We start from the raw sequence: 26,935 nt of genomic DNA, 5'->3' as shown, positions 1-26,935 counted from the left end.
AATCTCTGGAACGTTTCATGAAACGTTCCAGAACACCCCTTTCGTGTCGAGATTCCGCCGTGCCTCCATCCAGCCTGCCCCAGACCGCCAGCCGACCGAGCATCGCGCTCGTGAGCATCAGCCGGCTGCGCAATCTTTGCGAAACCGTCGCGCCGCGCTATGCGAGCGAAGCGCGCTTCTTCAACGTGCGCGAAGGCTATGGCGACGCCGTCACAGCGCTGCAGCCCTATATCGAAGCGGGCACCCTGGACGTGGTGCTCGCCGCCGGATCCAACGGCGCGTACCTGCGCGACAACCTGAGCGTGCCCGTGGTCATGGTGAAGGTGAACGGCTTCGATGTGCTGGCCGGCATCACGCACGCGAACGCCACCTGGCCCGGCGCGCCGATAGGGCTGATCCTGCACGAGAGCGTCTCGCACGAACTCGCCGACCTCGGCGCGTGGCTCAACCTGCGCCTCGCGCAGCGCGCCTATCGCACGGTGGACGAAGTGCGCGACGCCGTCACGGCGCTCGCAGCCGAGGGCTGCCGCGTCATCATCGGCCCCGGCATGGCCTGCGACCTCGCCCAGGCGGCTGGGCTCGAAAGCGTGTTCCTCTATTCGCTGGGTGCGGTGCACGAGGCCTTCGAGCGCTCCGTGGAACTCGCACGCGTGAGCCGCCAGAAGGAGTCCAAACGCGTGCGCCTGAACACGATCGTCGCGCACCTGCGTGATGGCGTGGCCGCTTTCGACGAAGCCGGTCAGCTCGAAGCGGTCAATCCGGCCATGCTCGATCTGCTCGGTCTCGACCGCGCGCGCGATGTGAGCGCACAGCTTGTCCGCTCGGTGGGCCCGCTGCTGCGCGAAATGGCCGGCGGCGACGCGGCCGTCGACGAGCGCATCGAACAGATCGGCGGGCGCTCGCTCATCGTGAGCTGCGTGCCGATCGTCGAACAAGGCGCGCGCTCGGGCGCGGTGGTCACGGCGCAGGATGCGCTCGTCGCGCAGCGCATCGACCGGTCGCTGCGCACGACCCAGCGCCCGCGGCATCTCGTGGCGCGCTACGAACTGGACGACCTGGTCGGCGTTGCGCCCTCCATGGCGCGCGTGCGGCGCCTCGCGGCGATGAGCGCGGCACACGACGCCACCGTGCTCCTTACGGGCGAAAGCGGCACGGGCAAGGAGCTCGTCGCTCAGGGCATCCACAATGCGAGCCGGCGGCGCGGCAATCCCTTCGTCGCCTTCAACTGCGCGGCGCTACCCGAGGGGCTGATCGAAAGCGAGCTGTTCGGCCACGAAGAAGGTGCGTTTACGGGCGCGCGGCGCGGCGGAAAACCCGGCCTCGTGGAAGTCGCGCATACGGGCACGATCTTTCTCGACGAAATTGGCGAGATGCCGCCCGCGTTGCAAAGCCGCCTGCTGCGCGTGCTCCAGGAGCGCGAGGTGATGAAACTGGGCGCAAGCCGCGCCACGCCCGTGGACGTGCGCGTGATCGCCGCCACGCACCGTGACCTGCGCGCGCTGGTGCAGGAAGGCGCGTTCCGGGCCGACCTGTATTTCCGGCTCAATTTGCTGCACATTCCGTTGCCGCCCTTGCGCGAACGCCGCGAGGACATGGCCGCGCTCGCGCGCCATCTGCTCGAACGCATGGCCGATCGCTACGCGCTGCGCGCCGCCGCGATCGAGCGCGTACTCGCACTGTTCGCGCCGTATTTCGCGAGCTATGCGTGGCCGGGGAACGTTCGCGAACTGGAGAATCTGCTTGCACGCGCGGCCATCTTCCTTGCTGATGAAGCCAGCGGCGCGCCCGCAGATAGTTCGTTGTACGATTCTTTCCCGGAATTCGCGCAGCGTGACGAGGCGAGCGATGCGCCGCAGCGCGCGGCGACTGCCTCGAACGGAGCGCGCCGCGACGACGCCACCCCGGTCACACGGGAAGACGTCGAACGCGCACTCGCCACGCATGGCGGTAATCGGGCGGCCGCCAGCCGCGCCCTCGGCATAGGGCGGACGACGCTTTGGCGTTTAATGAAACGTAGCTGAGTCGAACCGTCAAGCGCCGTGCCTCGCAGTCGCACGGAGTATCATGACGGGCTTAACGATGCGTCGTTGAAGGCGCATCGAACCTGCCGTGGAGCCTGCCATCGTGAACTATTTCAATGTCCTGCTCGCGCTTTCTGGCGTGCTGTTGCTGAGTGTCGCAAGCCCCGGGCCGAACTTCGTCATCGTCACCTCCACGGCGGTGGCTTCGCGCCGCGCCGGCCTCGCGACCGGCCTCGGTCTTGCCGCCGCTTCCGGCACGTGGGCGTGGATCGCCATCGCGGGCTTGAGCCTGATCGTTGCGCATGTCGCCTGGATCGGCACCGGGCTGCGCATCGCGGGCGCGGGCTATCTGATCTGGCTCGGCGCAAAAATGCTCCTCACCGCGCGCCAGCCCTTGCAGGTCTCGGCGCAGGCGGGCGCATCGGGTTGGGCCGCCGCGAAAAAGGGCTATGTCGTCAGCATGACGAATCCCAAGGCCATTGCGTTCTACGGCAGCATCTTCGCGTTGATGGTGCCCGCCGCCGCGCCGCGTTGGCTCGAAGTGGCCGTCGTCGTGATCGCCATCCTCATATCGTGCGCCTGGTATTGCACGATGGCCCTGCTCGCCTCGCATCCCACCGTGCGCCAGTTCCTCGTTCGGCGCAAAGCCGCGCTCGACTCGGTGGTGGGCGTCGTGCTGATCGGGCTGGGCGGGCGCATGCTCGCAGGGCGCTAAGTTAGCTCGCCCGCTTGTTTCGCATGACTAACCGTTCTTTCTTTTCACGGGCGCGCTGTTGTGCCCGAACGACCCTGGCGGCTCCGCCCTACCGTGGTGGCCCAGCGGCACCTCCGCCGTCTGCTCCGGATGCGGTCCGCCCTCGCGCGGCATCACCTCGGGCCGTGACTCTGGCTGATCGAAGCTACCCGGCACGCCCCGCGCGGGTTTCTCCTGCGCCGGCTGTTTGCCGGCGGTGCGTGCGCCGCCGGTTTCATTGGCCTCGTTCGGCGTGGGGTTGTGTGTCGAAAGTCCCATACTCTGCTCCTTGAACGGCATACCTGCAGGGATATCGTTGCGCGCACATCCCGTATACGGTTTCGTAGTGCTTTTCATCTGATCTTCCCTTGTGCGCGGCAATTGCAATTCCGCCCGCCACGCTTGTAATTTCTCTACCCCGTTCCCCGTCTGTCCGATCCTTCGGTTCTGGACTGGCGCACTCTGTGTCGCGCCGATGCTGCGCCCATCATTTATTCCCGATAAGCCGCCATCACAATCCACATGTCGCGTTCGCCATTGCTCACCTCGGCAGCCAGCGCATAGGGATCGTGCGGGTCGCAGGCGTTTTGCAGCGCCTTGCGCGCCTGCTCCGTGTTGTCGTACTCGCGCTTCTCCAACGGGCGCACCTCGTTACGGCCCTCAAACATCTTCTGGTGCTGGCGGTAGATAAGCGTTTCATTTTTCCATTCGCGAAAGCATTCCCGGACATGCTGGAAATCGCCTCCGCATACGTTCACTTCGTAGCGTGGAGTTGACTTCATGATCGACCGCCTCCTTTGCCGGTTCCGCGCGCGCGAGCCGTTTTCCTCACGCCACGCGCTTGCACACACGCATGGATGCATGGAGCGTGCCGGACCCCACGGTATTGCATTTGCGCAGTGGGTGAATCGTCAGAAGGGAGATCTCATGAGCACGAGCCAGCATCCGTCCACGCGGCGCAAGGGTGGCCGCCCCGCACGCCAGCGTCATGCCCACGCGAGCGCTGCTAAAAGTCGCACGAAACGCACCTCGAGCGGCGCCACGAATAAATGGTCGAAGCACGTGAACGAGACGAGCGACGCCATGGACATCGAAGCCGGCGTATTCAAGTCGGGCAGCGCCGAAGCGATTGCCCGTTCGCTCAAGGAATCGTCGCTGCGCAGCCGGCGGCGTAAGGGCACGCCGTTTCAGTCGGCCATGTCGATGCTGAACTTTTATATCAATCGCGCGGGCAAAAACCTGCCCAAATCGCGGCGCGACACGCTTGTGAAAGCCAAGGGAAAGCTACGCGAAGCGTTCGGCCGCAAAACCTGAGGAAAAATCGCAGGCTTTTTCACGCCGGCATTGGTGTCGCGCCCAACTCTTATATAAGACATAAGACATTTGACGTTAGAGAGCATTGCAATTAAAATCGTGGCCAAAGCAGTGCCTGGAAAAGCCTCGGAGTGCCTGAAAAGCCTTCGCCTTCAAACGCAATACCAGTAGGTCCCCCAATGCTAGAAAATTTTCGCGCTCACGTAGCCGCACGCGCCGCGCTCGGCATTCCTCCCCTGCCGCTCACGGCTCAGCAGACCGCCGAACTGGTGGAACTGCTGACGAACCCGCCCGCCGGTGAAGAGCAAACGCTGGTCGAGCTGATCACCAACCGCGTGCCCGCAGGCGTCGACGAAGCTGCCCGCGTGAAGGCCGGGTTCCTGGCCGCCGTGGCCAAGGGCGAAACCGCCTGCGCACTGATCTCGCGCGCTCGCGCCACCGAACTGCTCGGCACGATGCTGGGCGGCTACAACATCCAGCCGCTGATCGAACTGTTGTCCGACGCCGAAGTGGGCACCGTGGCGGCCGACGCGCTGAAGAAAACCCTCCTGATGTTCGACCAGTTCCACGACGTCAAGGAACTCGCGGACAAAGGCAACGCCAACGCACGCGCCGTGCTGCAAAGCTGGGCGGACGCGGAATGGTTCACGAGCCGTCCGGAAGTGCCGCAAAGCCTGACCATCACCGTGTTCAAGGTGACGGGCGAAACCAACACCGACGACCTCTCGCCGGCCCCGGACGCCACCACTCGCCCGGACATCCCGATGCACGCGCTGGCGATGCTGAAGAACGCCCGTCCCGGCATCACGCCGGAAGAAGACGGCAAGCGCGGCCCGGTCAAGTTCATCGAATCGCTGAAGGAAAAGGGTCACCTGGTCGCCTACGTGGGCGACGTGGTCGGCACCGGCTCCTCGCGCAAGTCGGCCACCAACTCGGTGCTGTGGTTCACGGGCGAAGACATCCCCTTCATCCCGAACAAGCGCTTCGGCGGCGTGTGCCTGGGCGGCAAGATCGCCCCGATCTTCTACAACACGATGGAAGACGCCGGCGCCCTGCCGATCGAACTCGACGTGTCGCAGATGGAAATGGGCGACGTGGTCGAGCTGCGCCCGTACGAAGGCCGTGCACTCAAGAACGGCGCCGTGATCTCCGAATTCCAGGTCAAGTCCGACGTGCTGTTCGACGAAGTGCGCGCCGGCGGCCGCATTCCGCTGATCATCGGCCGCGGCCTGACCGCCAAGGCGCGTGAAGCGCTGGGTCTGGCACCGTCGACGCTGTTCCGCCTGCCGCAGCAGCCGGCCGACAGCGGCAAGGGTTTCTCGCTGGCGCAGAAGATGGTTGGCCGCGCGTGCGGTCTGCCGGAAGGCCAGGGCGTGCGCCCGGGCACGTACTGCGAACCGAAGATGACGTCGGTGGGCTCGCAGGACACCACGGGCCCGATGACGCGCGACGAACTGAAGGACCTGGCGTGCCTCGGCTTCTCGGCCGATCTCGTCATGCAGTCGTTCTGCCACACCGCCGCTTATCCGAAGCCGGTGGACGTGAAGACGCACCAAACGCTGCCGAACTTCATCAGCAACCGTGGCGGCATCGCGCTGCGTCCGGGCGACGGCGTGATCCACTCGTGGCTGAACCGCATGCTGCTGCCCGACACCGTCGGCACCGGCGGCGACTCGCACACGCGCTTCCCGATCGGCATCAGCTTCCCGGCGGGTTCGGGCCTGGTCGCCTTCGCGGCAGCCACCGGCACGATGCCGCTGGACATGCCGGAATCGGTGCTCGTGCGCTTCAAGGGCAAGATGCAGCCGGGCGTCACGCTGCGTGACCTCGTCAACGCCATTCCGCTGTACGCCATCAAGGCAGGCACGCTGACGGTCGCCAAGCAAGGCAAGAAGAACATTTTCTCGGGCCGCATTCTCGAAATCGAAGGCCTGCCCGACCTGAAGGTCGAGCAAGCGTTCGAACTGTCGGATGCATCGGCTGAGCGTTCGGCCGCCGGTTGCGCGGTGCACCTGAACAAGGAACCGATCATCGAGTACCTCAACAGCAACATCACGCTGCTGAAGTGGATGATCGCCCAGGGCTACCAGGACCCGCGCAGCCTCCAGCGCCGTATCAAGGCGATGGAAGCATGGCTGGCCGATCCGCAACTGCTGCAACCGGATGCGGACGCCGAGTACGCTGCCGTCATCGAAATCGATCTGGCCGACGTGCATGAGCCGATCGTGGCCTGCCCGAACGATCCGGACGACGTGAAGACGCTCTCTGATGTCGCCGGCGCCAAGATCGACGAAGTGTTCATCGGCTCGTGCATGACCAACATCGGTCACTTCCGTGCCGCGTCGAAGCTGCTCGAAGGCAAGCGCGACATTCCCGTCAAGCTGTGGGTCGCGCCGCCGACCAAGATGGACCAGAAGCAGCTGACCGAAGAAGGCCACTACGGCGTGTTCGGCACGGCCGGCGCGCGTACCGAAATGCCGGGCTGCTCGCTGTGCATGGGTAACCAGGCACAGGTGCGCGAAGGCGCGACGGTCATGTCGACGTCGACGCGTAACTTCCCGAACCGTCTGGGCAAGAACACGAACGTGTACCTTGGCTCGGCGGAACTGGCGGCGATCTGCTCGCGTCTGGGCAAGATCCCGACCAAGGAAGAGTACATGGCCGACATGGGCGTGCTCAACGCCAACGGCGACAAGATCTACCAGTACATGAACTTCGACCAGATCGCAGACTTCAAGGAAGTGGCCGATACGGTGACGATGTAAGTGTGATGTTGGGGTACGGCGCGGGGCTTGTGTCGTAGATCCGCACCGTAGCGCCACGCAATGGCGCCGCAGGCTGAATGCCTGCGGCGCCATTTTTTTATCGCCCGAGGATTACCGGGGAATAGCGTAGCCGTGCGTCGAAGACGCCCGACCTGAAACGGTGACCGCCCGAACAACGAGCATGATGCGTTCAACCCGCGCGCCGGGACGGATTCGGCCTGAGCGTTCGAGTTCCGCGAGCCCATGCAGGGCTGCCCAAAAGGTCTCGGTCACGTCCTCGACATCGGTGCAGAACGGCGTGACGACCGACGCGAGCGCTTCGAAACCCGCTCGCAATTCCGGTCGGGTCTCGGCTTCAGCAAAGCGCAGATCCGTCGGAAGGGTAAACATGGCCTCGTAAAGCGCAGGACACCGCCCCGCAAAGCCGAGATAGGCCATGGCGACATGTTCGAGGGCGCTCTGTTGCCCAGTCGATCCATGCGTCGCATCCCGAAGCGCGATCGCGAGCTCCTGGAAACCCTCGACTGCAACCGCTGCCACGATCGCGTCCCTGTTCTCGAAATGCGAGTAGAGGACCGGCTGGCTGTATTCGATCTCTTCGGCGAGGCGGCGGACCGTTACGGCATCCCATCCTTCGCGCTCCGCGATCAACCGCGCTACCGCGATGATGCGGGACTCGCGCTCGGCCCTTTGCCTGCCTTTGCGCTCGGCGATACTCAACTTGTCATCTCCCTGACCACGATGGTCCACATGCCTTGTTATGATACGGAAGCTTGAAAATATAGCAACGCTAGATTATATTTTGTCACTACACGACAAAGCATAGGACACCGCGATGCATTGGCTTTCGATTGGACTGGCGCTGTTTCTGGCCATCGCGATTATCGCGATCGGCACCCAATATCTTGTAAGGCCAATGACCGCGACACGCAGTTTCGGCCTGCCGCTTCCTGAAAACGGCGCCAACATCGCCTGGTGGCTGCGCCTCAAGGGCGTGCGCGACATTGCGTCGGGATTGGCAGTGCTGGCGTTTATGGTTTGCGGCACGCCTCTCGGAATCGGCACCATCCTGCTTGCGCTAGCCCTCATCCCTGTTGGCGACATGCTGCTCATTCTTGCAGCGAAAGGCTCAACCAAAAGCGCTTTCGGCATGCACGGCGCGACAGCCGCGCTGATGGTCTTCACAGCGATTTCGATGATGATGGGCGGGCACTAAGATGATCCCTACTCTTTCGGTCTGGCTTCTCGTTGCCGGCTTCTTTGGCGCAGGTCTCTTCAACGCGATCGGCACGCCCGCGACGCAAAGCGATTTCGCCCGGTGGGGTTACCCGCGCTGGTGGGGCCGTTTAACCGGCGCACTGGAGATGATGTGCGCCGTTCTGATTGCGCTTCCTGCCAGTCGCATGGTTGGCCTGGCGCTTGGGGCGCTAATCATCGCGGCGGCGTTCTTGACCGTTCTGCGTCACCGCGATTTCACGCACCTTGTGCCACTTGGTGTCTTTGCCGCCGTGATCGCGCTTGCAGGGATCTCGATGTGAGTCGCGCGCTGATTGCATCGGGTGCAATCAGCGCGCGAATGGCTTTTCCTGCCTGTGTTGCCGTCGCGGTGAAGTCCCAATCAGCCGTTTCCGCCGTGAAAGAGCGTCAGCTTGTTCGATACCGAAGTCACGCCCTGCACCGAACGCGTAACCTCTTCCGCCTGACGGATCTGGTCGCCAGTGCGAACCGTCCCGCTCAGCGTCACGGCGCCGCTTCGCGCGCGAACGAATACGCCGGAAACGTTGAATCCTTGCGCCCTGGACAATGCGCGTCGCACAGCACGGGCGAGTGCGCGGTCCGCTTGCTTCGTGCTGGGCGCCGCCTGCGTCGTGGCCGGCGCCATCGACGCGTCCATTGGCGCACTTGCCGACTGGGCATGAGCCATGCCAGCAGCGGTCAATAGAAAAAACGCACACAAGGCGCATCGCAGGTTCGATTTCATGACCCACTCCTGTCTTTGCCGCGCAGGGATGCGCCGGCCGCTTTCAATATTGCACCACCCTCCGAACACTCGCTCCGGCCGCGCTCAAAGTGGCCGAATGCTTCCTCTCGATCGTCGCCCGTTTTACGTTCCGCTGGCGCGAAGGCATGTTCACGCTGAACGAGACTGAAACGATAGTGGCTAGCTAACGTCACTCGAACGCGTCACGTCCTTTGCTTGCCTGTCGACGGCACCCCTGTGCGGCAATTCACCCTGCGTTTCGGGCATTTCGCTTTGCGCCATGCCTTCCTTGAAGCCCTTCACCGCGCCGCCCAGATCGCCACCGATGTTCCGTAGCTTCTTCGTACCGAAAATTAGTGCCACGATTAGTAGAACGATCATCCAATGCCAGATGCTCAATGAACCCATAACTGAAAACCCTCTCTTTTCCCGTCACGCGCTTCGCTCGCGACGAATAACATGGAACTTGCGGCTCGTCATACTCGTCATGCGCTATTGGAACGCGAGGATGTATCTCATTCGTTTCCTGCAACGGCGGTTTTGTAGACGCACGTATCAACGCACGCAGTCGATACACTCAAATACAAAGTGGGACCGAGTCCGCAATTTCGCTTCCATCGAAGTGTGTAATATCGACTGCAAAATCTCTTGGGGAGCGGTCCCATGTTGAGGGTACTTGAACCGGGCGACTACTTCGGCACCACCACCCTGCAATACGGCGATGACGGCATCTCGGTCGTGGAGACTCGTTTCGCAACGGATCTGATCATCCCCCAGCACGAACATGTGAATCCCTTTTTCTGTTACGTGCTGAACGGCCGCGGTACACGATCCTGGCCGACACGCCGTGGCGAAGACGGGCCGATGTCATTGACGTTTTTCCCCGCAGGCGTACCGCATGCAAATTGTTGGTACGGCGCCGGCGGCAAGGCACTCCATCTCGAGTTTTCGTCCTTGTGGCTGCAGCGGCTTGGTGGCCGCGCGCGGGTCCTCGATCGTCCAGATGACTTTGCCAACGGAGCGCCGCTGTCGTTCATGCGCCGTCTGGTCCGCGAGTGTCGTGAACAGGATTCGGCCACACCGTTGGCCGTTGAAGGTCTGGTACTCGAACTTCTTGCAGCGTGCGAGCGATCCGTCCCGCCTGCGGCGGCGGTTGGCGGTTCACGTCGATGGCTCGGTCGCGTGGAAGCATTACTGCACGATCGCTTTCGTGAGTCGTTGACGCTGGATGAAATTGCTTCGGACAGCCATGTTTGCGCCGACCACCTCGCGCGTGAATTCCGCAAGCACTTTGGCTGTACTGTGGGCGAGTACGTGCGTCAGCTTCGGCTCGACTTCGCCTGCGCTCAATTGACCAATGGGCACCATTCGCTCGCAGCCATTGCTCAGGCCGCCGGTTTCACCGACCAAAGCCACTTTACGCGCGTCTTTCGTCGCAAGATGGGCCTACCCCCCGGCGCGTACCGCGCGCAGTTGCTCGAAGATCGCTCCTGTACCAAAGAGTGACGCTCGGGTACAAGACCCACAGAACTGGCACCGCCTAAAGTGGTTCGCATGTTCGACACGAACTAGCGTTCATGGAGATCCATGTGAGCACCGATGCCTTTCCGTATCTGACCCGTATTAACGTCCTCTACGCCGCCGGCGAAATCATCGACGTGCCTGCTCTCGTGGCCGCAAACAGCCATCCCTGGTACAACCAGACGCTGTGTGAAGTGAACCAGTCGGTGGTCCGACTGGGTGTCGTTCAGGGCGAATATCACTGGCACAAACACGACGCAGAGGACGAATTCTTTTATGTCGTGAGTGGCCGCTTTCTAATCGATCTTGAAGACAGGCTCGTGGATTTGGGCCCGGGGCAAGCGTTTGTCGTCCACAAAGGGCTGCTGCATCGCCCGCGAGCGCCTGAGAAAACGGTGATCCTGATGGTCGAGGCCACGGGAATCGTTCCAACCGGCAACACGTGACGCCTCGATACGGATCACCGGTTCAGATGTCTGCGAATGGAGTCTGGGGCGCAGCGTTGCTATTCAGCGGTGACATAAAAAAGGGCCGCATACGAACCGTCAAAACAGCGAAGTGAGGCCAGAAAAAAGGCTTGTTCGCGACGCAGATGTACGCGCGTGCCCCATAGAATTTGATCGTGTACGCACGTTACACAACGGCGAGCGTCCGATACCAGTCGGATCGCTTTCTCAAATCGGATTTCCGGTTAATTCAGCATGACACGGCTCGCACGGCACTACGTCCCAGAACAACCGCAGCACGTTATCTTGCAGGGGCTCACGGGGCCCGCATTCCTCGACGAAGGAGACTACCTTTACTTTCTCGCCTGCCTGGCGGACGCCGCGCGCGTCGCCGATCTGGCAGTCCACGCGTGGGTACTCATGCCCGACGCGGTGCAGTTCCTCGTCACGCCTTCATACGAGTCGAGCCTGGCCATGGCGATGCAGGCGGTTGGCCGTCGCTATGTCGAGACCTTCAACCGCCGCCATGGACGCCGCGGTACGGTGTGGCGTGGCGGGTACCATGCAACCGTGATCGAGCCAGACCGGTATTTCCTGCTCGCGAGCCAGGTCATCGATCATGCGCCGGTGCGCAACCGCCATGTGGCCGAACCGGGAAACTACCCATGGTCGAGCTACACGCACCACATCGGACTGCGTGTCGATCGCTTCATCAAGGACCATCCCCTCTACCGGGCGCTCGGCAATACGCCGCTCGAGCGCCAGCAGTCATACCGCGATCTGGGCGCACAGCCTCTTGACGAACGCGAGGTCGACAATCTGATGCAGTCCACGCTCAAGGGTTGGGTGCTCGGCAGCGCCGCGTATTGCGAGTGGGCGGCGCAGACAGCCAACCGGCGTTTAACGCCGCTGCTGCTGCGCGACCGGCCGCCCAGGGTTCGCACGGCACACGCCTTCGCACACGAGGGCTAACCAAATAAGCCAGTAAACCTTGCTTGTTTGAGAGGTGCAACGCGTGGCGACTATCCACGTCGCTTCGCGGCACGTTTCGGCTGAGGCTGCTGCGCATCGCGAAGTTCGGACGGATCGAGAAAGAAGTTCCGGTTGCCGGCCATGCGCTCAACCATGAAGTCGATGAATGTCTTCACGCGCAGCGATTGTTCGGTTCGATGCTTATAGTAGATGTAGATCGTGCCGTATTCGGTCGCGTGCTGCATCAATAACGGAATGAGTCGACCGCTTCTGATATGCATCGTGGCGTTGAAGCTACCCAACTGCCCGATGCCGAGACCAGAAAGCACAGCCTGCGTTTCCAGTTCCGTGTCGTTCACGCAGATGGCAGCGGGCACGTCGCGATAGACGATTTCATCGCCGATACGAAACTGCCACTGCGCAAGCTTGCCCGTGTTTGCACGGCGGTACCCGGTGCAGCGATGTTGAGCGAGTTCGTCAATGGTCCGCGGCGCGCCGTTTCGATCGATATAGTCCGGCGACGCGCACACGATCAGCTGGATCGGCACCAGCCGGCGTGCGATCGAGCCGCCCGAAGGCGGTGGTCCACCGCGAAATCCCACATCGGAGCGGTCAGTCACGAGATCCGTGAATTGATCGTCGAATTGCACTTCGAGTTGCACGTTCTGATAGCGCTTCTGGAATTCCTCGAAGTACGGCCACAGGACCGGGAGCCCGAATGCGCGCGGCGCGCTCACGCGCAGCATGCCTGCCACGTCTTCTTTCGAGTGCCGCGCCTCGTCGAGCGCAGACGACAGCATGGCGAGCGCCGGTTCCACGCTGTCGAGAAGCCGTTGGCCCTCCTCGGTCAGGCTCAGCTTGCGGGTGGTCCGATGAAAGAGCCGCACGCCCAGCGCCTTCTCCAACTGCATCACCGCATGGCTCGCGGCCTGCGGCGAGATGCCTTGGTCGACCGCCGCGCCACGCAGGCTACCGAGCGCCGCGGCACGGACGAAAGTGGTGATCGCACGAATTTCGTTCATTTCCGGCGCCCCTGATTCGCAAATAAACGTTGATTATCACTCCAGTAATATACGGCTAGTTTGTGTCAATCGCGTCGCTTACCATGGCATCACCTCATCACACACGTAGGAGAGACATCATGGCTGACGCTCAACAAGGTGGCTTTAAACGCGTATGGTTCATCACCGGCGCTTCGCGAGGCATTGGCGCATTGATTGCCGAAGCAGCGCTCGCCAACGGCAACGCAGTCGTGGCTGCCGGACGTAACGTCCAGGCTATCGTCGAGCGTCTCGGCGAGTCGGCTGCGCTGCTGCCGGTTGCGCTGGACGTGACCAATGAGGCCCAGGCAAAGTCGGCGGTGCAGTTGGCGCTTGAAAAATTCGGCCGCGTCGACGTATTGGTCAACAACGCCGGCTTCGGTCTGCTCGGTGCGGTCGAGGAATCCGCGGACAAAGACGTGCGCCGCATGTACGACACAAATGTATTCGGACTTCTGAACGTCACGCGCGCCGTGTTGCCGACGATGCGCGCAAACCGCTCGGGCCATGTGATCAATATTTCATCGATTGGCGGCTACCGGGCCGCGGCCGGATTTGGCGTGTACTCGTCGACGAAGTTCGCCGTCGAGGGGATTACGGAAGCATTGCATGCCGAACTGAAACCGCTAGGCATTCACGCGACCGTCGTCGAACCGGGGTATTTCCGCACGGACTTTCTGGATGCGTCTTCGCTGGTCGTTGCGCCTGACGTGATCGACGACTACGACGAAACCTCGGGTGCAGTTCGCCGCAAGGCCGTGCAAATGAATCACAACCAGCCCGGCGACCCGACGAAGCTTGCGGCCGCATTGATCGCACTTGTCGACGCGACTAACCCACCATTGCGCCTTCCACTCGGCACGGACACACTGGCTGCCATCGCTGCGAAGAACGCTTATGTGGCGCAGGAAACGCAAACGTGGAAGGACCTGTCGACGTCGACCGACTTCGCCGCCTGAATCAGTAGCGCGCAAGCTGGCTGCCGTTGACCTGCACGCGGTCGCCCGGGCGCAGTACGCCGGGCGTCGGCACGTTGAACGCGCGGGTTGAGCCATCGCTCAGCTGCACGTCGATCTGGAATCCTGCGGGCTGACCCATCTGTTGCCCGATCTGGTTGCCTGCATAAGCTCCGCCGAGCGCGCCAATGACGGTCGCGGCGTCGCGACCGTGACCACCTCCGATCTGATTCCCGAGAACACCGCCAACCAATGCACCGACCACGGTTCCGGCGATGCCCGACGCACCCGTGGCACTACTCAATGGCTGGATTCTTGAGATCGTGCCGTACTGCGTGCCATATTGGTTGCCGTATTGCGAGTTGTACTGCGAACCGTACTGGCCGTTGCTTTGCGTGTCATACGGCTGTTGCGGCGCGGGCGGCGGCGCGTAGGCGGGTTGCTGCACGGTGCCCGCTTGCGCATAGGCGGGCTGGCTATACGCTGGCGCTGAGTACTGGGCCGAGTAGCCTTGCTGTGCGCCGTACGGCGTGTAACCCGGGGCGACGCATGCTGACAACGAGAGACTTGCTGCAGCGACAAGCGCGGCGGTGAGGACGGACCTGGTAGAGAACATGGGCATCACAGTGTGGTTCGCATTGCTGCCGCGCCGGGCACGGCACGCGTAAAGAGGGGGGCGACAAGGGCGGCAGTATACGGAAAGCCCGCGCGGACGTGCGCGGCGCGCCGGTAACAACGTGTAAAGTCCGTTGCTGGGTGAATGGCGGTGCGCGTGCTGCCCAAACACAGTGCGCAATTCTTCCATCTCTCGTCGGCCTGGAGCCGGACTGGGCATTGATGCCCTACGGCCATCTGCGGCATGCTCGCGATGCACTGGACCATCAGACACGTGGAGGTGCGCTATGCAAAGCCTTCCCAAAATCCGCCCGACGCTGATTGCGTTGGTGCTTCTGCTGAGTGGATGTACCGCCGGCGGCGGCGTGCCACAAAGCGGACCCCATCTGAGCCCAACGGAGTGCCGTGACCTGGCCTCGCTTAGACGCAACGCGCCTCCTACGATGGCACAACACGCCAGCGAACTCACAGCTCTGAGGAAAGCGGGCTACAACCCGTCGCCATGGAACGACCCCTACTATCCCGAGGATCTAGAGGCTGCGCAGCGCCTGGTCAACTCTTGGTTCGACACGGAGTGCCAGCAGTTTCAACCCGGATGAGAAGCGCTGGAGCCACTGCGGCTTCTCGAATTGATTGAACAAGGCGCTCGACAACGGACCGACGCCGCCAAGCTGGCCCGAGCACCCGGCGCGGGGTCCGTGTCGCAACGTATGAACGCGTCTTTAGAACATCGTGCGAAGTCCGACTGCCACGCCCACCTGATTGGTCCGGCCAATCGTGTTCGTCGGAACGCCCTCGCCGTTGACCCCGCCCGGGTAGTCGGCGGAGAAGGCGCCGGTGCCGCGCGCGAAGTCAGTGATCCCGTAGACTTCCGTGCGCTTCGTGAACGAGTATTCGGCGAGAACCGTAGCCGACTGGTTCACCCCCTTGCCGAGCGTGCCGTCGAGCAGTTCAGCATTGCGCGTCTGCCCGTAGTAGTAGGCGAACGTGAACAGTAGCGCAGGCATGGCGTGCCAGTTCGCACCGATGTAATAGGTGTCGTCGATACGGTTGGGGCTGCCGGGACCCTTCAGTGTGGGCGCGCCGGATTGCTGCATGTAGATGTCGGTCAAACCAGTCTGGTCCTGCCCCCGCAGCCAGCCGGCCAGGAGGCGGATGTCGTGGGTGACCTGAAACGCGCCGCTGATATGCAGGAAGTTGCTCTTGCCGCCATTGATCGAACTGCCGACACTGGTGCCAACCGAAGAGCCAGTCGCAGATGTCGGAACGGAGACCTGCTGGAAGCCTGCGTTGAGCATGGCAGGGCCGTACGTGTAAGTCAGTTCCACGGCATAGGTGGCGCCGAGACCGAGCGCGCCCGGCTGGTTGCCAAGACCGTAAAGGGCATTGATATCCAAACCTTCGAAACTGCCCTTGTACTTGATCGAATTATTGACTTCGAGGTACGGGCCGATGCCGTTATACATCCAGCTGTTTTGCCAATAGTTGCCAACGGTCAGCGGGTCGAAGATATCGCCCAAGGTGTCGTAGGCGGGCGCATATTGCCTGCCAAAGGTCAGCGAGCCCCACGTTTTGTTCGACAGCCCCACGAAAGCTTGCCGACTGAACAGTGTGTTAGGGACGTGTAGTTGCCCATTGAAGGCTTCGAAGCCGTTTTCGAGGCGGAAGATCGCGGACCAGCCGTCGCCCAGATCCTCACTGCCCCTCATGCCCCAGCGGCTGTGGGTTTCCGGGCCGGACGTCATGGCGACCTGGTCGTTGCCGCCCGGCCCAGCATTCGTCTGATACCGGATGGCTTCGTCGACGATGCCGTACAGCGTGACCGAGCTTTGTGCGAATGCCGACGACGCGGCGGCAGCGAAAAGCGCGCCAGCCGCGCTGGAAATAAGTATTCTTTTCATTAGCAATCCTCAGTAATTGGTGATGAACTGGGAAAGTTTTTCCACGCTCGAACAATAAGGCCGTGAACGGGAGCGTAGCGTGTCATTTCGCTGAGGCACAACTATTCGTTACGGAGTGTTGTTTATTTGCTGCTCCGGGACAGGTATGCGCAAATCGTCTGATAACTTTCTGTGCCGGATAACGACCTGTCACGTGGGCCTTGATGCGCCGCGTCGCTTTGAGCACGAGGCAATGCCAATACCGCGGCGGCAAGAGAATGGAGATGGCTTTTTATTGCTGCGACAGTAGAGCCTTAGTATAAAAAATGAATTAAGCGAAACAATACTTTCGACTACGCGCTCGAATGCCGCACGCCGCTCGATATTCTCTTCGCGGAAAGTGTCTACCGAAATGCGAGCCGAGTCTCCCAATCGGTCAATCGCGTCTTCGACCAGACACTGACCGATCCCGATACCACGCGACGAGGAACGGACGGCGAGCCACCGAATCCATTCATGCGCGGGGGTGCCATCGAGAATGATGCCGCCATCGAGCCCAGCCTCATACTGCCGCTCGCGTACTCGGTGGACCAACCGGCCGGCTCGTGTCCGTTCGACTTGCTACACTGCGGTGGTATTTACGCCTGTTGCATCTCACCACGTAAAAGACAAGTCAATCGCCATTGCCCGTCTGAAACGTCTGAAGTAAGTCGAGTGCTCTCGCAGACGCCTCCGGGACAAACCCGGCGCCGCACTCCCGAGATTGGCCCGGAGGTTCATCATGCTCACGACATTTTCCGGCCTGTCGAGAACCGTCCTGGTTGTGGCTGTGTGTACTGCATCGACGGCAGTCTTTGCCAGGCACGCGAGGCAGTCGGAGGTGCCCCCCGAATCGATTTCCTCCCTCTTACTGAGCGACGACGAACGCATTGAGTTCTGCGCAGAGATGCACCGTGCGTCGACGCTCGAAGAGCGTCGCGTGGTCGTGGAGCGCATACGCAATACGCTCATTCCCCGTGCAAAAGCACAAGATCTTTCCCTCCCGCGCTGGTTGCTGGAAGGACGTCCGCTGAACGGGTTCGGTGGCCCCAATGGCACCCTACCCGGACTGGATTGCGAATCAGGTATCAGCAGACTCCACGCACAGGCCGTCGCGCCTGCCCGGCAGGCACCCGACCACAAGACGCCCCCCACTGTGGCGCCGCCCATCAGGACGCCTGCTCAGGAGATGCCAGGCAGCGACATACCGGTCGGAAACGACCGCGGTATCCCCTATGTCACGGGCGGCGTGGGCGAGGATGAAGCCAGTGCGCTTCGCAGGCTCGCGCCCGGCTATAGCATGCGGGCAACATTCACTGCCGCATCAGGCGAGTACCTGTCGGGTGTCGCGGTGCAGATATTCGGGTCCGACGGGAAGGTCGTCTTCGCGGGTACATCGGCCGGCCCCTACCTGTTTGCGCGGCTGCCCCCGGGCCATTACCGCGTCGTTGCCACATTCGACGGCGTGGAGCGTGCTCGCGCACTCTATGTTCCCACGCGCGGCAACGTCCGATTCAGACTGACATGGCCGACGTCGCGCGCGGCTTCGTCCAACTGAGTTCTCCAGGCGTCGCGGCTACCGCGAAGGCGCGGATGACCACTGAACCCGGGATCTGTCATTTCGACATGAGGAGTCCGAACGATAGCAATTTGTCATTCACACCAGCCACGCCGCCGTTCACACCTCGACAGACACGCGAATCGAACAATCGAAGACGGGCTTCGTCATCAGCTAACGCTGTTCCGTCGTTCGGACGTCAAAAGACCGCAAACAATTTTTGCCTGTGCTTTTGCATCGTGAACCTCAACGTCGACATGAATTCCATTACAAACACCCGACACGACTTCATACCAGACAGAGCCGCTCACATCAGAGAACCTCACCTCGCTCGTCAGACAAATTCCCTACGCCCGTAAGCTAGCTGTAGATATGCGCGGCAACTGGAAGCACCAGGTACATCACCTAGATAAATCTGATTGACGATTTGGATGTCGTCTGACAACAATATCCATGGTGATCGGCCAGCCGCTCCTGTTCGATCTCTTCGCTGTAACCGTGCCTCTCCCGTTCGCATTAGCGTCGCCACGCGGCCCAATGGCCGCCGAAGTCCAGTCACCCCGTCAGCGAAACAATCCAGCGAGACAACATAGGAGAACGAACAAAATGGCAACGCATGACCAAGACGATCCCCAACTCTCCGAAGGCCGCGCGAACGCGCCCGCCTCGCCCAAACGGCGCGCGTTCATGGCCTTTGCCGGCGCGTCCGCAGGCGCAAGCCTCCTCGCGGCCAGCCGCGGCGCGGCAGCAGCTGACTCCATGTTTCCCACGCCTGCCACGTTCGGCGGGCACCTTCCGCCGCCGCCCGGCCACCCCGCCGGCGACCCGATCTGGGGCCCGGACGGACAGGCCACGGCCATCATCAGAAGGCTCGCCCACGTCGATCATTCGCTCTTCTCCCGCGCCGAATTTCACGTAACGAGTTACGGTGCGCGCACGCTCCCTGCCTCCGCGCTGATTACGTCGACTGCCTGGCCGAGCGGCAAGATTCCATGGGTGACGGGCGGCACGGAACAGACCGCGCATCCGACCAGCGACCTGCAAAGCCCGGGCTCGGGCGTGATGGTTCCGTGTGACTACACGGGCACGCAATACGACTCATGCACCGCGTTCAACACCGCGATCATGGACGCCAGTCGCGCCGGTGGCGGCCGCGTGGTGGTGCCAGCCGGCAACTGGTATTGCGGCGGTCCGATCGTGCTGCTCAGCCATGTGAACCTCCATCTGGAATCGGGCTGCACGATCTATTTCAGCCCGAACCCGGCGGACTACGCGAAGAATGGCCCGTACAAAACAGCGAACGGCAATCTGTATCACACGCGCTGGCAGGCGAACGACTGCCTGAATTTCGGCTCGCCGATTTACGCATTCCGCCAGACCAACATTGCCGTGACCGCCGACGACAACACCTGCGTGCTGAACGGTCAGGCAATGACGCCAATGCAATTGAGCACCCAGGCGCCAACCTCCTGCTGGTGGACCTACAAGGGAAGCAGCAACACGTACGGCTGCGCAGGCTCGTCGACGCCCTCGCAGGCTTATGTAAATCCAAACAACGTCCCGCTCACCAGCCTCCCCGCCTCGCAAATCCAGAACCCGCAGGCCAACGTCTCCTTCACGAATCAGTACGGCGCGACGACTTCGCTGATGGGCCTGCTCACGGGCACGGGCTGGAACCAGGATCAGAACTATCTGCCCGCACTCTCCGAGTTGCGCGTGCCGTTCGAGAACCGCATTTTCGGCAACGGTCACTATCTGCGTCCGTGCATGATCGAGTTCATCGGCTGCACGAACGTGTTTTTGCAGAACTATCACACGCAGAACACGCCGTTCTGGCAGCACCATCCCACCGACTGCACGAACGTAGTGATCGACGGCGTGTTTGCCGACAGCGTCGGACCGAACAACGACGGCTTCGATCCGGACGCGTGCAACCACGTGCTGGTGCAGAACGTTCAGTTCAACACCGGTGACGACTGCATCGCGATCAAGTCCGGCAAGTACCTCGACACCGAGTACGGTCCGATGCAGAACATCGTCGTGCAGAACTGCACGATGCAAAGCGGGCACGGCGGTCTGACGATCGGCAGCGAAATGAGCGCGGGCGTGCGCAACGTCTACGCTCGCAACCTGACGATGCAAAACGAGAACTGGGCGAGCAATCCGCTGAACATCGCGCTGCGGTTCAAGAGCAACATGAACCGTGGCGGGTTCATCAACAACGTCTGGATCAACGGCGTGACGCTGTCCAACGGTGTGAACCTCGCCGGGAAGTACGGCGGCGGGTCGCTCGGCGCCGCGATCAGCAAGATCACAGGTACAGGAACGACCGGTCTCGCGACGAACCCGTCTACGGGCCAGGGCGGCCTGATCACGTTCGACTGCGACTACAGTCCGTCCGGCGACGCCGTCCGCTTTAGTCCGTCCGTGATCAGCAACATCAACATCACGAACGTGAACGCGACCAACGTGTCGGGCTCGGTGTCGTATTCGATGCCTTCGGGCTTCGTGGCCGGGTCGAACTCGTGCTTCCAGGCGCTCGTCATGCAGGGCCCCGAGGCCGTCGATTACAACGGTCCGCTGCCCGTGCCGACTGTAAGTCCGATCAGCGGCGTCACGATCTCGAACTGCAACCTCGGCAACCCGGTGTGCACGGGCGCAGTGCCGACGACGCCTTCGACGTCTGCCTCGGCCGCGCCGGGTCCGGTCTTCGTGAGCAATGTGAGCGGCATTACCCTGACCAACGTGGTGATCGCGGGCACCACGTACAACACGTCGCTGAGCGCGCCGGCAACCTGATGCCGACGCACACGGACGCGGGCAACCGCGTTCGTGTGCGGGGTGACTGGGTTATCAGCGTTGCTCCTTGTCGGTCGTGGGTTGCCGGGGTTGGCGAGTCGGTTCATCCCCGGATTGCACCGGCTCGCGCGTACAGGCGTCCGGTGGCATGACAAAGGGAATGTCGTCGCGGCAACACGCATAAACCGGAAACCCATACGCGTTCGTACCGACGATGGTCGTTGGCCCGTGCAGCGGGCACACCGCCTTCATGACGCCTCCTGAAACGCATTGATCAACGGCTTGCAGCGTGCCCCTCGCGGGGCATATGTCAGGCCTTCTTCACGTAGGCGCTGCACCAGCCTTTGGCGTCGACGATCTTGCCGCCATAGGTCGCGCACGGGCCATTCGGCGCGCCCGGTTTGCCCTGAAACAGCTGACAGTTCGCGCAGGTCTGCCCCGCCTGGAAGTGCGGAAATTTGGTCTTGTCGACTTTGCTCGCGTCGGCTTTATAGCCGAGCGCCATGGCGGTCGGGTCGCTCTCGGAGAGCACCGGCGCGTCGGCGCGCGATTCGTTGGAAAGCGCCGCCGTGGAAGCCACGGAGGCGGCAAGGATCATGAAGCGACGACGGGAAAGCGGCATGGTGGGGCTCCTGAGCATGGAACGTACCCGGCTCTTGCTGTTCGCCGATTGGCTGGCCGATTCGTTCGCGAATTTTCCGTGTGCTATCTATTTATATCACTTCGTGATGCGTTGTAAAGAACGGAAACATTGCGCTTCGATTACTGTTTTTATTAGTTCGCTATCCAAATCAATTTTCGCAACGGCCAGGAACGCGGCGCCACCATGGCGCCGCATTGGCTTTACCACGCCGCGCAGACCTTGCCGAAATGCGCCCCGGCCTGCTGATGACGAAACGCGTCGGCAAGCTCGTCTAGCGCGAACGTGCGGTCGAGCACGGGGCGAATGCCGGCCTGGTCGAGCGCCGCGACGTAATCTTGTTGCTGGCGCCGGCTGCCAACGATCAAGCCCTGCAGACGCGCCTGTTTCGCCATGAGCACGGAGGTCGGCACGGTGCCTTCGCGTCCGGTCAACACCCCGATCAGCGCGATGTGGCCGCCCACGCGCACCGCGTCGATCGACTGGGCGAGCGTGCCCGGGCCGCCCACTTCGATCACGTGATCCACGCCCTTGCCGCCCGTCATGTCACGCACGAGCGCGCCCCACTTTTCGTGCTGCCGGTAGTTGACCACCTGGTCGGCGCCCAGCGCTTTCGCACGCGCCAGTTTCTCGTCCGACGACGACGTGACGATGACCGAAGCGCCCATCATCCGCGCGATCTGCAACGCCGCGATCGATACACCGCCGGTGCCGAGCGTCAGCACCGTGTCGCCCGCCTTGAGGCCGCCGTCGGCCACCAGCGCGCGCCATGCCGTGAGCCCCGCCGTCGTGATCGTGGCGGCCTCGGCGTGGCTCCAGCCGCGCGGCGCGAGCGTGAAGGCGCTCGCGGGCCGCACGGCGTGCAAGGTCGCGAAGCCGTCCACGCCGTCACCGGGCGTCTGGGCGAAGTTGCCCACGGCCTGCCAAGGCGAGCCGTCCGTCCATTGCGGAAAGAAGCACGACACCACGTGGTCGCCGCGCTTGAACTCCGTCACGCCCGCGCCCACGGCCGACACCACGCCCGCGCCATCCGCCATCAGCACACGAGCGTCCGCGGTGGGAATGGCGCCGTTGGCCACCAGCAGATCGTGGAAATTGAGCGAGGTGCCATGAAGTTCCACGCGGATCTCGCCGGTGCCGGGGGCGCCTGGCTCGGCGATATCGCGCAGTTCGATCCGGTCGAGGCCACCCGGCGCACGCACCACGGCGGCCTTCATGGCCGTGCTCCCGTGGCGTTGCGCGCGGCGTCGACCAGGCCGTCGAGCCAGTCCGTGCCGGGCAAAAAGTCTTCGGGCCAGAAAATCTCGTTCATGTTCGTTACCTTTCGATGCTGTCGGTTTAGGTGCAGTGGACACGAGTAATCATGCGGGCGCTCGACGCCTTGCTCGACGAAAGCAACGTCACGCGCGCCGCGCAGCGTTTGTCGCTCACGAAGCCGGCCGTGAGCGCGATGCTGACGCGTCTGCGTGAGAGTTTCGGCGATCCGCCGTTCGTGCGCTCGCAACGTGGCATCGTGAGATTTGCCATTGCGTGGCTCCTCGAATGAATGCTAGCAAGTTCGAATCGCTGTGCAAACATTGCTAACAATCAGTTGGCAATACGGAGCACGAAAAAGACGAGCGCGGCTACCGGTATCGACGCTACCCGGCAACGCGCATGACGGCGATCAGCAGGACGGGCTGCCGTTGGCCGTGCAGAACGCCGCGGGCGCACCCGCGATCAGCGGAAGCGGGGTAACAGGTCGCGGAGGCGGCGGCGGAATCCTCACAGCGCCGCACCACGAGTTCGCGCTGCGCCCGGCATTGGGCAAGCAGGGCGCGAAGCGCTCGCGCAGATCCTCGGCGGCCTGCTCGTTGCGCTCACGCGTCTCGAGCGCGGGCCGCAGTTGTCCGTCCAGCCAGGACGCGAACGCAATGACGCAGCCCGCCGCGACGGCCAGCAGCGCCAGCCTGGACTTGTGGCTGCGTAGCTTGCTGAGCACGCGCACCGCCGCCGGGCGGCCTGCGATGGGCGTCTCGCGCCCGGTGGCGGCCCGCACTGCCGCTCCTTCGATGATTCTCGTTGCCACTGTCTATTCGTCTTGCTCTTGTGATTGCGCCTCGCGCCCGTAGCGAGGCATACGGGTTAACGGCAGGTCGAAGCAATCCGAAAGGGGCCGGACGAAAATATTTGAGGGGCTCAGCCGCCTTCGCGCGAACGCTCCACAAACGCAAGCACGGTTTCGCGGAAGCGCTCCACCGCCGGATTGCGCACGGCGGGCTTGGTCACGAGATGAAGCGGTGCGCGAAACGCCTCGTCCCCGGCCACGCGGCAGTAGCGCACGCTCTCCTGCTGATAGCGCCGCATGGAAGCCGGCACGAGCGTCACGCCGCCGCCCGCGGCCACGAGATTGATCGCCGTGACCATGCGCGGCACCTCGTCGACCACGCGCAACTGCACGCCCTGGGCTTCGCAGGCGCGCACGAAATCGGCGTACATGCCGGGGGCGCCTGGCCGCCGCACGAAAATGAACGGCTCGCCCGCCAGGCGCTTGAGCGACACCGCACGCGTACCCGCCAGCCGGTGCCCCACCGGCAGCACGAGCAGCATGTGCTCCTGAGCGATGCGCTCGAAGCGCAACTCGGCGGGCGTCTCAATCGGCTTACGCAGGATCGCGACATCGACGTGTCCGTTCATCATCATCTCGATGATCTCGGCTGCATTGATCTCGCTAAGCTCGATGGCGATGTCGGGATGCGCGTCGCGATACGCGCGGATCACGGCGGGCGCGAGCGGATGAAACGCGGCCGAACTCGTGAGCGCCACATGCAGTTTGCCCGCCTGCCCGAGCGCCACCCGCCGCGCATGCGTGATGCCCTGCTCCAGCGTGCGCAGAAGGTTGCGCGCGCAAGCAGCGAACGCCTCGCCCGGCGCGGTCAGCTCCACGCCGCGCGGCTGGCGCGTGAAAAGCGCGAAGCCCAGTTCCTGCTCGAGCTCCTGGATCTGCTGCGAAAGCGGGGGCTGCTGCATGTGCAGGCGCGCGGCCGCGCGCGTGAACTGGCGCTCCTCGCAAACCACGAGGAAGTAACGCAGGTGACGTAGCTCCATAGGGACGCTCCGATATAGGTATTGGATATGGCAACCCCATCCGATATGTATTTTACATTTGCCGCGCAACTCCCTAGTCTGTGAGGAAAACACCAACGACGACATCCGGAGACCTATGCAATCCATTCTCGAAGCGGGGCAGGCCACGCTCGACGCGCCCGCCCTCACCACCTCGCAGGTCCGCCGCGCCGTGCTCGCCTCCGTCATCGGCAACGGGCTCGAGTGGTTCGATTTCCTCATCTACGGCTACTTCGCGAAGACCATCGCGCAGGTGTTTTTCCCCGTGCACAGCAGCTTTCTGTCGATCACGCTCACGCTCGCCACCTTCGCGATCGGCTTCGTCGTGCGGCCGCTCGGCGGTGTGGTGATCGGCGCGTTCGCCGACCGTTACGGGCGGCGCCGGACCCTCTCGGCGCTGATCGTGCTGATGGCGGCGAGCACCCTGCTCATGGGCATCACGCCCGGCTATGCGTCAATCGGCATTGCCGCGCCGCTCATCGTGCTGCTCGCGCGCATCCTGCAAGGGCTCTCGGTGGGCGGCGAGTTCGCCACCGCCGCCTCGATGCTCACCGAGTACGCGCCGCCCGGCCGCAAGATGTTCTACGGCAGCTTTCAGATGACGTCCCAGGCCGTGGCGCTGCTGCTTTCCTCCGCGTGCAGTTTTCTGCTGACCACGCATCTCACGCCCGCCGCGCTCGTCGAATGGGGCTGGCGCGTGCCCTTCCTGCTCGGCGCGCTGGTCGGCCCGGTGGGCTTCTATATCCGCCACAAGGTCGCCGAATCGCCGGAGTTCGTGCAGCTGCGCGCGCGCCTCGGCCACGCGCCGCGCCAGTCCTTGCGCGCGTTCCTGCGCGAGCGCGGCGACGCGGCGCTGTGCGCCGTAGGCGTGATCGCCGTGGGCGCGGCGACCAACTACCTCTGGCATTCGTATATGCCGCTCTATGTCGAGCGCCAGTTGCATCTGCCGCTCAAGAGCGCGTTGCTCGGCACGGCGGCATCGGGGCTGATCGGCATCATCGGCTATCCGCTCGCAGGCAAGCTCGCCGACCGCTTTGGCGCCTACCGGCTCTTCCTGCCGGTGACGCTCGTCTGGATCTGCGCCGCCTGGCCGCTCTTTGCGTGGGTGCTCGCCGCGCCCACGCCCGAGCGCGTATTCGCCGCGCAAATGGTCGCGACCGTCGTGCTGAGCCTGATGTCCGGCGCGCACCCCGGCATGCTGACGCAGCTTTTCCCCACGTCCACGCGCTCCACGGGCGTCGCGCTCTCGTACAACGTCGCCGTCACCTTGTTCGGCGGCATGGCGCCCCTCACGGTCTCGACGCTCATTGGGGTGACCGGCTCGCGCATCGTGCCGGCGTGGTATCTCATCGTCACGGGCATCGTGTCGCTCGTGCTGGTCTTTGCGAGCGTGTCGGGCCGGCGCCTGCTGCGCGAGCCCAATGCGTGGCCGGCGGAATCGGAGTCGCAATGAACGTGCAGCCCATCGTGAGCGACGTGAGTGATGTGAGCAGCGCGGGCGACAAACGCCCGCGCAACGAGTACCCGGTGCGCGCTATCGGCGATGTCCGCTTGCCTGTCGTCACGGCGCAAGGCAGCGGCAACGTGCCGATGTTCGTCGGCGGCTGCGCGGCGAGCGAGCGAGCCACGCGTGCACTTGTCGTGCTACATGGCCGCCTGCGCGACGCCGACGCCTACTTGCGCTCGACACTGCGCGCCCGCACCGCTTCCTCTGCGCACGACGACGCCACGCTCGTCATCGTGCCGCAGTTCCTGGCAAGCGCCGATGTCGAGCACCACCGCGCGCATGCGGACTTCCTGCACTGGGAATGGACCGCGTGGATGGGCGGAGCCGACGCGCGCGGCCCCGCACCCTTGAGTTCGTTCGACGCCCTCGATGCCCTCGTCGCGCAGCTTGCCGATCGCTCGCGGTATCCGGCGCTACGCGAGATCGTGATCGCGGGACATTCAGGCGGGGCTCAGGTCGCGCATCGCTATGCGATATTGAGCGCCGCGCCCGAGCAATGCGCGCAACTCGGCGTGAGCCTGCGCTTCGTGATCGCGAATCCCTCTTCCTGGGTGTATTTCGATTCGTTGCGCCCACAACCGGATGGCGCCTTCGGCCCCGCGGATCACACCGCATGCCCCGACGTAGACGACTGGAAGTACGGCATGCGCAAGCTCCCGCGCTACGCGGCAGCAACGCCGGATGCCGCTACGCTCGAACACCGCTATGTCGGGCGAGAGGTGGTCTATCTGGCAGGCGAACTCGATTGCGACCCCGCGCATGCGGCGCTCGACCGTTCGTGCGCGGCCAGCGCGCAGGGGCCACACCGTCTTGCGCGCGCCCGCGCCTACTACGCCTACCTGCGTGCCAGGCATCCGCAGTTGCGCCACGCGTGGTTCGAGGTGCCGGATGCGGGCCACAACGCCGAGGCCATGTTCCTTTCCGAGTCCGGCATTCACGCCCTGTTCGGTGCGCACGCAACGATCGATGCGAAACGCGCGGCAGACCGGGCGCCGAGCGCAGGCGGCGCGGACGATTGAAGCGGGCGGCCGTCGTATCATAGC

General features: G+C 63.2%; 27 protein-coding genes and 1 pseudogene. 16 read left to right on the top strand and 12 right to left on the bottom strand.

The features are described from left to right. Positions 1 to 17: 17 nt before the first annotated feature. Positions 18 to 2,021: a propionate catabolism operon regulatory protein PrpR gene (prpR, locus tag JMY28_RS21690; RefSeq protein ID WP_201697962.1), complete on the top strand. Its 2,004-nt coding sequence runs from the start codon at positions 18 to 20 to the stop codon at positions 2,019 to 2,021. Between the two features lie 103 nt (positions 2,022 to 2,124). Continuing rightward, positions 2,125 to 2,736 carry a LysE family translocator gene (locus tag JMY28_RS21685; RefSeq protein WP_407945526.1) on the top strand — a complete coding sequence of 204 codons (612 nt, stop codon included), beginning with the start codon at positions 2,125 to 2,127 and terminating at the stop codon, positions 2,734 to 2,736. 27 nt (positions 2,737 to 2,763) lie between these two features. Here the strand turns inward: JMY28_RS21685 and JMY28_RS21680 are convergent, their stop codons facing one another. Both JMY28_RS21680 and JMY28_RS21675 read right to left on the bottom strand, forming a co-directional pair. Continuing rightward, positions 2,764 to 3,033, bottom strand: coding sequence for a hypothetical protein (locus JMY28_RS21680; protein ID WP_201697961.1), 270 nt, complete (start codon positions 3,031 to 3,033; stop codon positions 2,764 to 2,766). A 212-nt stretch (positions 3,034 to 3,245) separates the two neighbouring features. Further along, the gene (locus JMY28_RS21675; protein ID WP_201697960.1) at positions 3,246 to 3,536 is read right to left on the bottom strand and encodes a hypothetical protein; all 291 of its coding nucleotides are present in this window, start codon (positions 3,534 to 3,536) and stop codon (positions 3,246 to 3,248) included. A 145-nt stretch (positions 3,537 to 3,681) separates the two neighbouring features. Here JMY28_RS21675 and JMY28_RS21670 point away from each other — a divergent pair, with 145 nt between their 5' ends. Both JMY28_RS21670 and acnB read left to right on the top strand, forming a co-directional pair. After that, on the top strand, positions 3,682 to 4,068 hold the full coding sequence (locus tag JMY28_RS21670) for a DUF3175 domain-containing protein (RefSeq protein ID WP_201697959.1): 387 nt from the start codon (positions 3,682 to 3,684) through the stop codon (positions 4,066 to 4,068). 179 nt (positions 4,069 to 4,247) lie between these two features. After that, on the top strand, positions 4,248 to 6,833 hold the full coding sequence (gene acnB / locus JMY28_RS21665) for a bifunctional aconitate hydratase 2/2-methylisocitrate dehydratase (RefSeq protein ID WP_201697958.1): 2,586 nt from the start codon (positions 4,248 to 4,250) through the stop codon (positions 6,831 to 6,833). A 111-nt stretch (positions 6,834 to 6,944) separates the two neighbouring features. Here the strand turns inward: acnB and JMY28_RS21660 are convergent, their stop codons facing one another. Next, on the bottom strand, positions 6,945 to 7,553 hold the full coding sequence (locus JMY28_RS21660) for a TetR/AcrR family transcriptional regulator (RefSeq protein WP_201697957.1): 609 nt from the start codon (positions 7,551 to 7,553) through the stop codon (positions 6,945 to 6,947). Positions 7,554 to 7,668: 115 nt separating this feature from the next. Here JMY28_RS21660 and JMY28_RS21655 point away from each other — a divergent pair, with 115 nt between their 5' ends. Both JMY28_RS21655 and JMY28_RS21650 read left to right on the top strand, forming a co-directional pair. After that, positions 7,669 to 8,049, top strand: coding sequence for a DUF4267 domain-containing protein (locus JMY28_RS21655; protein WP_201697956.1), 381 nt, complete (start codon positions 7,669 to 7,671; stop codon positions 8,047 to 8,049). A gap of 1 nt (position 8,050) precedes the next feature. Further along, positions 8,051 to 8,371 (top strand): DoxX family protein, encoded by a 321-nt coding sequence (locus tag JMY28_RS21650; RefSeq protein WP_201697955.1) that lies wholly within the window; start codon positions 8,051 to 8,053, stop codon positions 8,369 to 8,371. 80 nt (positions 8,372 to 8,451) lie between these two features. On the opposite strand, the gene JMY28_RS21645 is transcribed toward JMY28_RS21650, so the two are convergent. Continuing rightward, entirely contained in the window at positions 8,452 to 8,814 is a 363-nt protein-coding gene (locus tag JMY28_RS21645) for a BON domain-containing protein (RefSeq protein WP_201697954.1), read from the bottom strand. Positions 8,815 to 8,994: 180 nt separating this feature from the next. Further along, positions 8,995 to 9,222 (bottom strand): Sec-independent protein translocase subunit TatA, encoded by a 228-nt coding sequence (gene tatA / locus JMY28_RS21640; protein WP_201697953.1) that lies wholly within the window; start codon positions 9,220 to 9,222, stop codon positions 8,995 to 8,997. A gap of 255 nt (positions 9,223 to 9,477) precedes the next feature. On the opposite strand from tatA, the gene JMY28_RS21635 reads away from it, so the two are divergent. The 3 genes from JMY28_RS21635 (at position 9,478) to JMY28_RS21625 (ending at position 11,753) form a co-directional block, all read left to right on the top strand. After that, the gene (locus tag JMY28_RS21635; RefSeq protein WP_201697952.1) at positions 9,478 to 10,320 is read left to right on the top strand and encodes a helix-turn-helix transcriptional regulator; all 843 of its coding nucleotides are present in this window, start codon (positions 9,478 to 9,480) and stop codon (positions 10,318 to 10,320) included. A 71-nt stretch (positions 10,321 to 10,391) separates the two neighbouring features. Beyond that, on the top strand, positions 10,392 to 10,781 hold the full coding sequence (locus tag JMY28_RS21630; RefSeq protein WP_201697951.1) for a cupin domain-containing protein: 390 nt from the start codon (positions 10,392 to 10,394) through the stop codon (positions 10,779 to 10,781). 255 nt (positions 10,782 to 11,036) lie between these two features. Next, complete coding sequence (locus tag JMY28_RS21625) at positions 11,037 to 11,753, top strand: transposase (RefSeq protein ID WP_201697950.1); 717 nt, start codon at positions 11,037 to 11,039, stop codon at positions 11,751 to 11,753. A gap of 50 nt (positions 11,754 to 11,803) precedes the next feature. Here JMY28_RS21625 and JMY28_RS21620 read toward each other — a convergent pair whose 3' ends face one another. After that, a complete protein-coding gene (locus JMY28_RS21620; protein ID WP_201697949.1) occupies positions 11,804 to 12,775 on the bottom strand; it encodes a LysR family transcriptional regulator in 972 nt (323 codons plus the stop codon). 119 nt (positions 12,776 to 12,894) lie between these two features. Between JMY28_RS21620 and JMY28_RS21615 the strand changes: the two genes are divergently transcribed. Further along, the gene (locus JMY28_RS21615) at positions 12,895 to 13,752 is read left to right on the top strand and encodes an oxidoreductase (protein WP_201697948.1); all 858 of its coding nucleotides are present in this window, start codon (positions 12,895 to 12,897) and stop codon (positions 13,750 to 13,752) included. A 1-nt stretch (position 13,753) separates the two neighbouring features. Here the strand turns inward: JMY28_RS21615 and JMY28_RS21610 are convergent, their stop codons facing one another. Continuing rightward, positions 13,754 to 14,374 carry an outer membrane lipoprotein gene (locus tag JMY28_RS21610; protein WP_201697947.1) on the bottom strand — a complete coding sequence of 207 codons (621 nt, stop codon included), beginning with the start codon at positions 14,372 to 14,374 and terminating at the stop codon, positions 13,754 to 13,756. A gap of 277 nt (positions 14,375 to 14,651) precedes the next feature. Between JMY28_RS21610 and JMY28_RS21605 the strand changes: the two genes are divergently transcribed. Further along, positions 14,652 to 14,963, top strand: a complete 312-nt coding sequence (locus JMY28_RS21605) for a DUF4148 domain-containing protein (RefSeq protein ID WP_201697946.1) — start codon at positions 14,652 to 14,654, stop codon at positions 14,961 to 14,963. Positions 14,964 to 15,086: 123 nt separating this feature from the next. Here JMY28_RS21605 and JMY28_RS21600 read toward each other — a convergent pair whose 3' ends face one another. After that, the gene (locus JMY28_RS21600) at positions 15,087 to 16,265 is read right to left on the bottom strand and encodes a porin (RefSeq protein WP_201697945.1); all 1,179 of its coding nucleotides are present in this window, start codon (positions 16,263 to 16,265) and stop codon (positions 15,087 to 15,089) included. 760 nt (positions 16,266 to 17,025) lie between these two features. Between JMY28_RS21600 and JMY28_RS21595 the strand changes: the two genes are divergently transcribed. Further along, a complete protein-coding gene (locus tag JMY28_RS21595) occupies positions 17,026 to 17,841 on the top strand; it encodes a carboxypeptidase-like regulatory domain-containing protein (RefSeq protein WP_201697944.1) in 816 nt (271 codons plus the stop codon). A gap of 606 nt (positions 17,842 to 18,447) precedes the next feature. After that, complete coding sequence (locus tag JMY28_RS21590) at positions 18,448 to 20,640, top strand: glycoside hydrolase family 28 protein (RefSeq protein WP_201697943.1); 2,193 nt, start codon at positions 18,448 to 18,450, stop codon at positions 20,638 to 20,640. Between the two features lie 310 nt (positions 20,641 to 20,950). Here the strand turns inward: JMY28_RS21590 and JMY28_RS21585 are convergent, their stop codons facing one another. Together JMY28_RS21585 and JMY28_RS21580 are read right to left on the bottom strand one after the other, a co-directional pair. After that, positions 20,951 to 21,262 (bottom strand): high-potential iron-sulfur protein, encoded by a 312-nt coding sequence (locus JMY28_RS21585; protein WP_201697942.1) that lies wholly within the window; start codon positions 21,260 to 21,262, stop codon positions 20,951 to 20,953. Between the two features lie 221 nt (positions 21,263 to 21,483). Further along, positions 21,484 to 22,497, bottom strand: coding sequence for a zinc-dependent alcohol dehydrogenase family protein (locus JMY28_RS21580; RefSeq protein ID WP_201697941.1), 1,014 nt, complete (start codon positions 22,495 to 22,497; stop codon positions 21,484 to 21,486). A 146-nt stretch (positions 22,498 to 22,643) separates the two neighbouring features. On the opposite strand from JMY28_RS21580, the pseudogene JMY28_RS21575 reads away from it, so the two are divergent. Further along, positions 22,644 to 22,796 (top strand): annotated as a pseudogene (locus JMY28_RS21575) (helix-turn-helix domain-containing protein); the annotation flags it as partial. A 150-nt stretch (positions 22,797 to 22,946) separates the two neighbouring features. On the opposite strand, the gene JMY28_RS21570 reads toward JMY28_RS21575, so the two are convergent. Beyond that, entirely contained in the window at positions 22,947 to 23,348 is a 402-nt protein-coding gene (locus JMY28_RS21570) for a hypothetical protein (protein ID WP_201697939.1), read from the bottom strand. Positions 23,349 to 23,458: 110 nt separating this feature from the next. Further along, positions 23,459 to 24,367 (bottom strand): LysR family transcriptional regulator, encoded by a 909-nt coding sequence (locus JMY28_RS21565; RefSeq protein WP_201697938.1) that lies wholly within the window; start codon positions 24,365 to 24,367, stop codon positions 23,459 to 23,461. A 115-nt stretch (positions 24,368 to 24,482) separates the two neighbouring features. Here JMY28_RS21565 and JMY28_RS21560 point away from each other — a divergent pair, with 115 nt between their 5' ends. After that, the gene (locus tag JMY28_RS21560; RefSeq protein ID WP_201697937.1) at positions 24,483 to 25,838 is read left to right on the top strand and encodes an MFS transporter; all 1,356 of its coding nucleotides are present in this window, start codon (positions 24,483 to 24,485) and stop codon (positions 25,836 to 25,838) included. Continuing rightward, complete coding sequence (locus tag JMY28_RS21555; RefSeq protein WP_201697936.1) at positions 25,835 to 26,911, top strand: hypothetical protein; 1,077 nt, start codon at positions 25,835 to 25,837, stop codon at positions 26,909 to 26,911. The genes JMY28_RS21560 and JMY28_RS21555 overlap by 4 nt, the downstream gene beginning before the upstream one ends. The last annotated feature ends 24 nt before the right edge of the window (positions 26,912 to 26,935 follow it).

This window comes from Paraburkholderia hiiakae (assembly GCF_904848665.1).
Taxonomy (GTDB): domain Bacteria; phylum Pseudomonadota; class Gammaproteobacteria; order Burkholderiales; family Burkholderiaceae; genus Paraburkholderia; species Paraburkholderia hiiakae.
Note: the sequence above shows the minus strand (reverse complement) of the source record. Positions and strands in the feature narration are given on the sequence as shown.

Bases quoted from the DNA above. Each gene is read 5' to 3' on its own strand.
- prpR (WP_201697962.1), top strand. From the start codon at position 18: ATGAAACGTTCCAGAACACCCCTTTCGTGTCGAGATTCCGCCGTGCCT.
- JMY28_RS21680 (WP_201697961.1), bottom strand. From the start codon at position 3,033: ATGGGACTTTCGACACACAACCCCACGCCGAACGAGGCCAATGAAACC.
- JMY28_RS21675 (WP_201697960.1), bottom strand. From the start codon at position 3,536: ATGAAGTCAACTCCACGCTACGAAGTGAACGTATGCGGAGGCGATTTC.
- JMY28_RS21670 (WP_201697959.1), top strand. From the start codon at position 3,682: ATGAGCACGAGCCAGCATCCGTCCACGCGGCGCAAGGGTGGCCGCCCC.
- acnB (WP_201697958.1), top strand. From the start codon at position 4,248: ATGCTAGAAAATTTTCGCGCTCACGTAGCCGCACGCGCCGCGCTCGGC.
- JMY28_RS21655 (WP_201697956.1), top strand. From the start codon at position 7,669: ATGCATTGGCTTTCGATTGGACTGGCGCTGTTTCTGGCCATCGCGATT.
- JMY28_RS21650 (WP_201697955.1), top strand. From the start codon at position 8,051: ATGATCCCTACTCTTTCGGTCTGGCTTCTCGTTGCCGGCTTCTTTGGC.
- JMY28_RS21645 (WP_201697954.1), bottom strand. From the start codon at position 8,814: ATGAAATCGAACCTGCGATGCGCCTTGTGTGCGTTTTTTCTATTGACC.
- tatA (WP_201697953.1), bottom strand. From the start codon at position 9,222: ATGGGTTCATTGAGCATCTGGCATTGGATGATCGTTCTACTAATCGTG.
- JMY28_RS21635 (WP_201697952.1), top strand. From the start codon at position 9,478: ATGTTGAGGGTACTTGAACCGGGCGACTACTTCGGCACCACCACCCTG.
- JMY28_RS21630 (WP_201697951.1), top strand. From the start codon at position 10,392: ATGGAGATCCATGTGAGCACCGATGCCTTTCCGTATCTGACCCGTATT.
- JMY28_RS21625 (WP_201697950.1), top strand. From the start codon at position 11,037: ATGACACGGCTCGCACGGCACTACGTCCCAGAACAACCGCAGCACGTT.
- JMY28_RS21620 (WP_201697949.1), bottom strand. From the start codon at position 12,775: ATGAACGAAATTCGTGCGATCACCACTTTCGTCCGTGCCGCGGCGCTC.
- JMY28_RS21615 (WP_201697948.1), top strand. From the start codon at position 12,895: ATGGCTGACGCTCAACAAGGTGGCTTTAAACGCGTATGGTTCATCACC.
- JMY28_RS21605 (WP_201697946.1), top strand. From the start codon at position 14,652: ATGCAAAGCCTTCCCAAAATCCGCCCGACGCTGATTGCGTTGGTGCTT.
- JMY28_RS21600 (WP_201697945.1), bottom strand. From the start codon at position 16,265: ATGAAAAGAATACTTATTTCCAGCGCGGCTGGCGCGCTTTTCGCTGCC.
- JMY28_RS21595 (WP_201697944.1), top strand. From the start codon at position 17,026: ATGCTCACGACATTTTCCGGCCTGTCGAGAACCGTCCTGGTTGTGGCT.
- JMY28_RS21590 (WP_201697943.1), top strand. From the start codon at position 18,448: ATGGCAACGCATGACCAAGACGATCCCCAACTCTCCGAAGGCCGCGCG.
- JMY28_RS21585 (WP_201697942.1), bottom strand. From the start codon at position 21,262: ATGCCGCTTTCCCGTCGTCGCTTCATGATCCTTGCCGCCTCCGTGGCT.
- JMY28_RS21580 (WP_201697941.1), bottom strand. From the start codon at position 22,497: ATGAAGGCCGCCGTGGTGCGTGCGCCGGGTGGCCTCGACCGGATCGAA.
- JMY28_RS21565 (WP_201697938.1), bottom strand. From the start codon at position 24,367: ATGGAGCTACGTCACCTGCGTTACTTCCTCGTGGTTTGCGAGGAGCGC.
- JMY28_RS21560 (WP_201697937.1), top strand. From the start codon at position 24,483: ATGCAATCCATTCTCGAAGCGGGGCAGGCCACGCTCGACGCGCCCGCC.
- JMY28_RS21555 (WP_201697936.1), top strand. From the start codon at position 25,835: ATGAACGTGCAGCCCATCGTGAGCGACGTGAGTGATGTGAGCAGCGCG.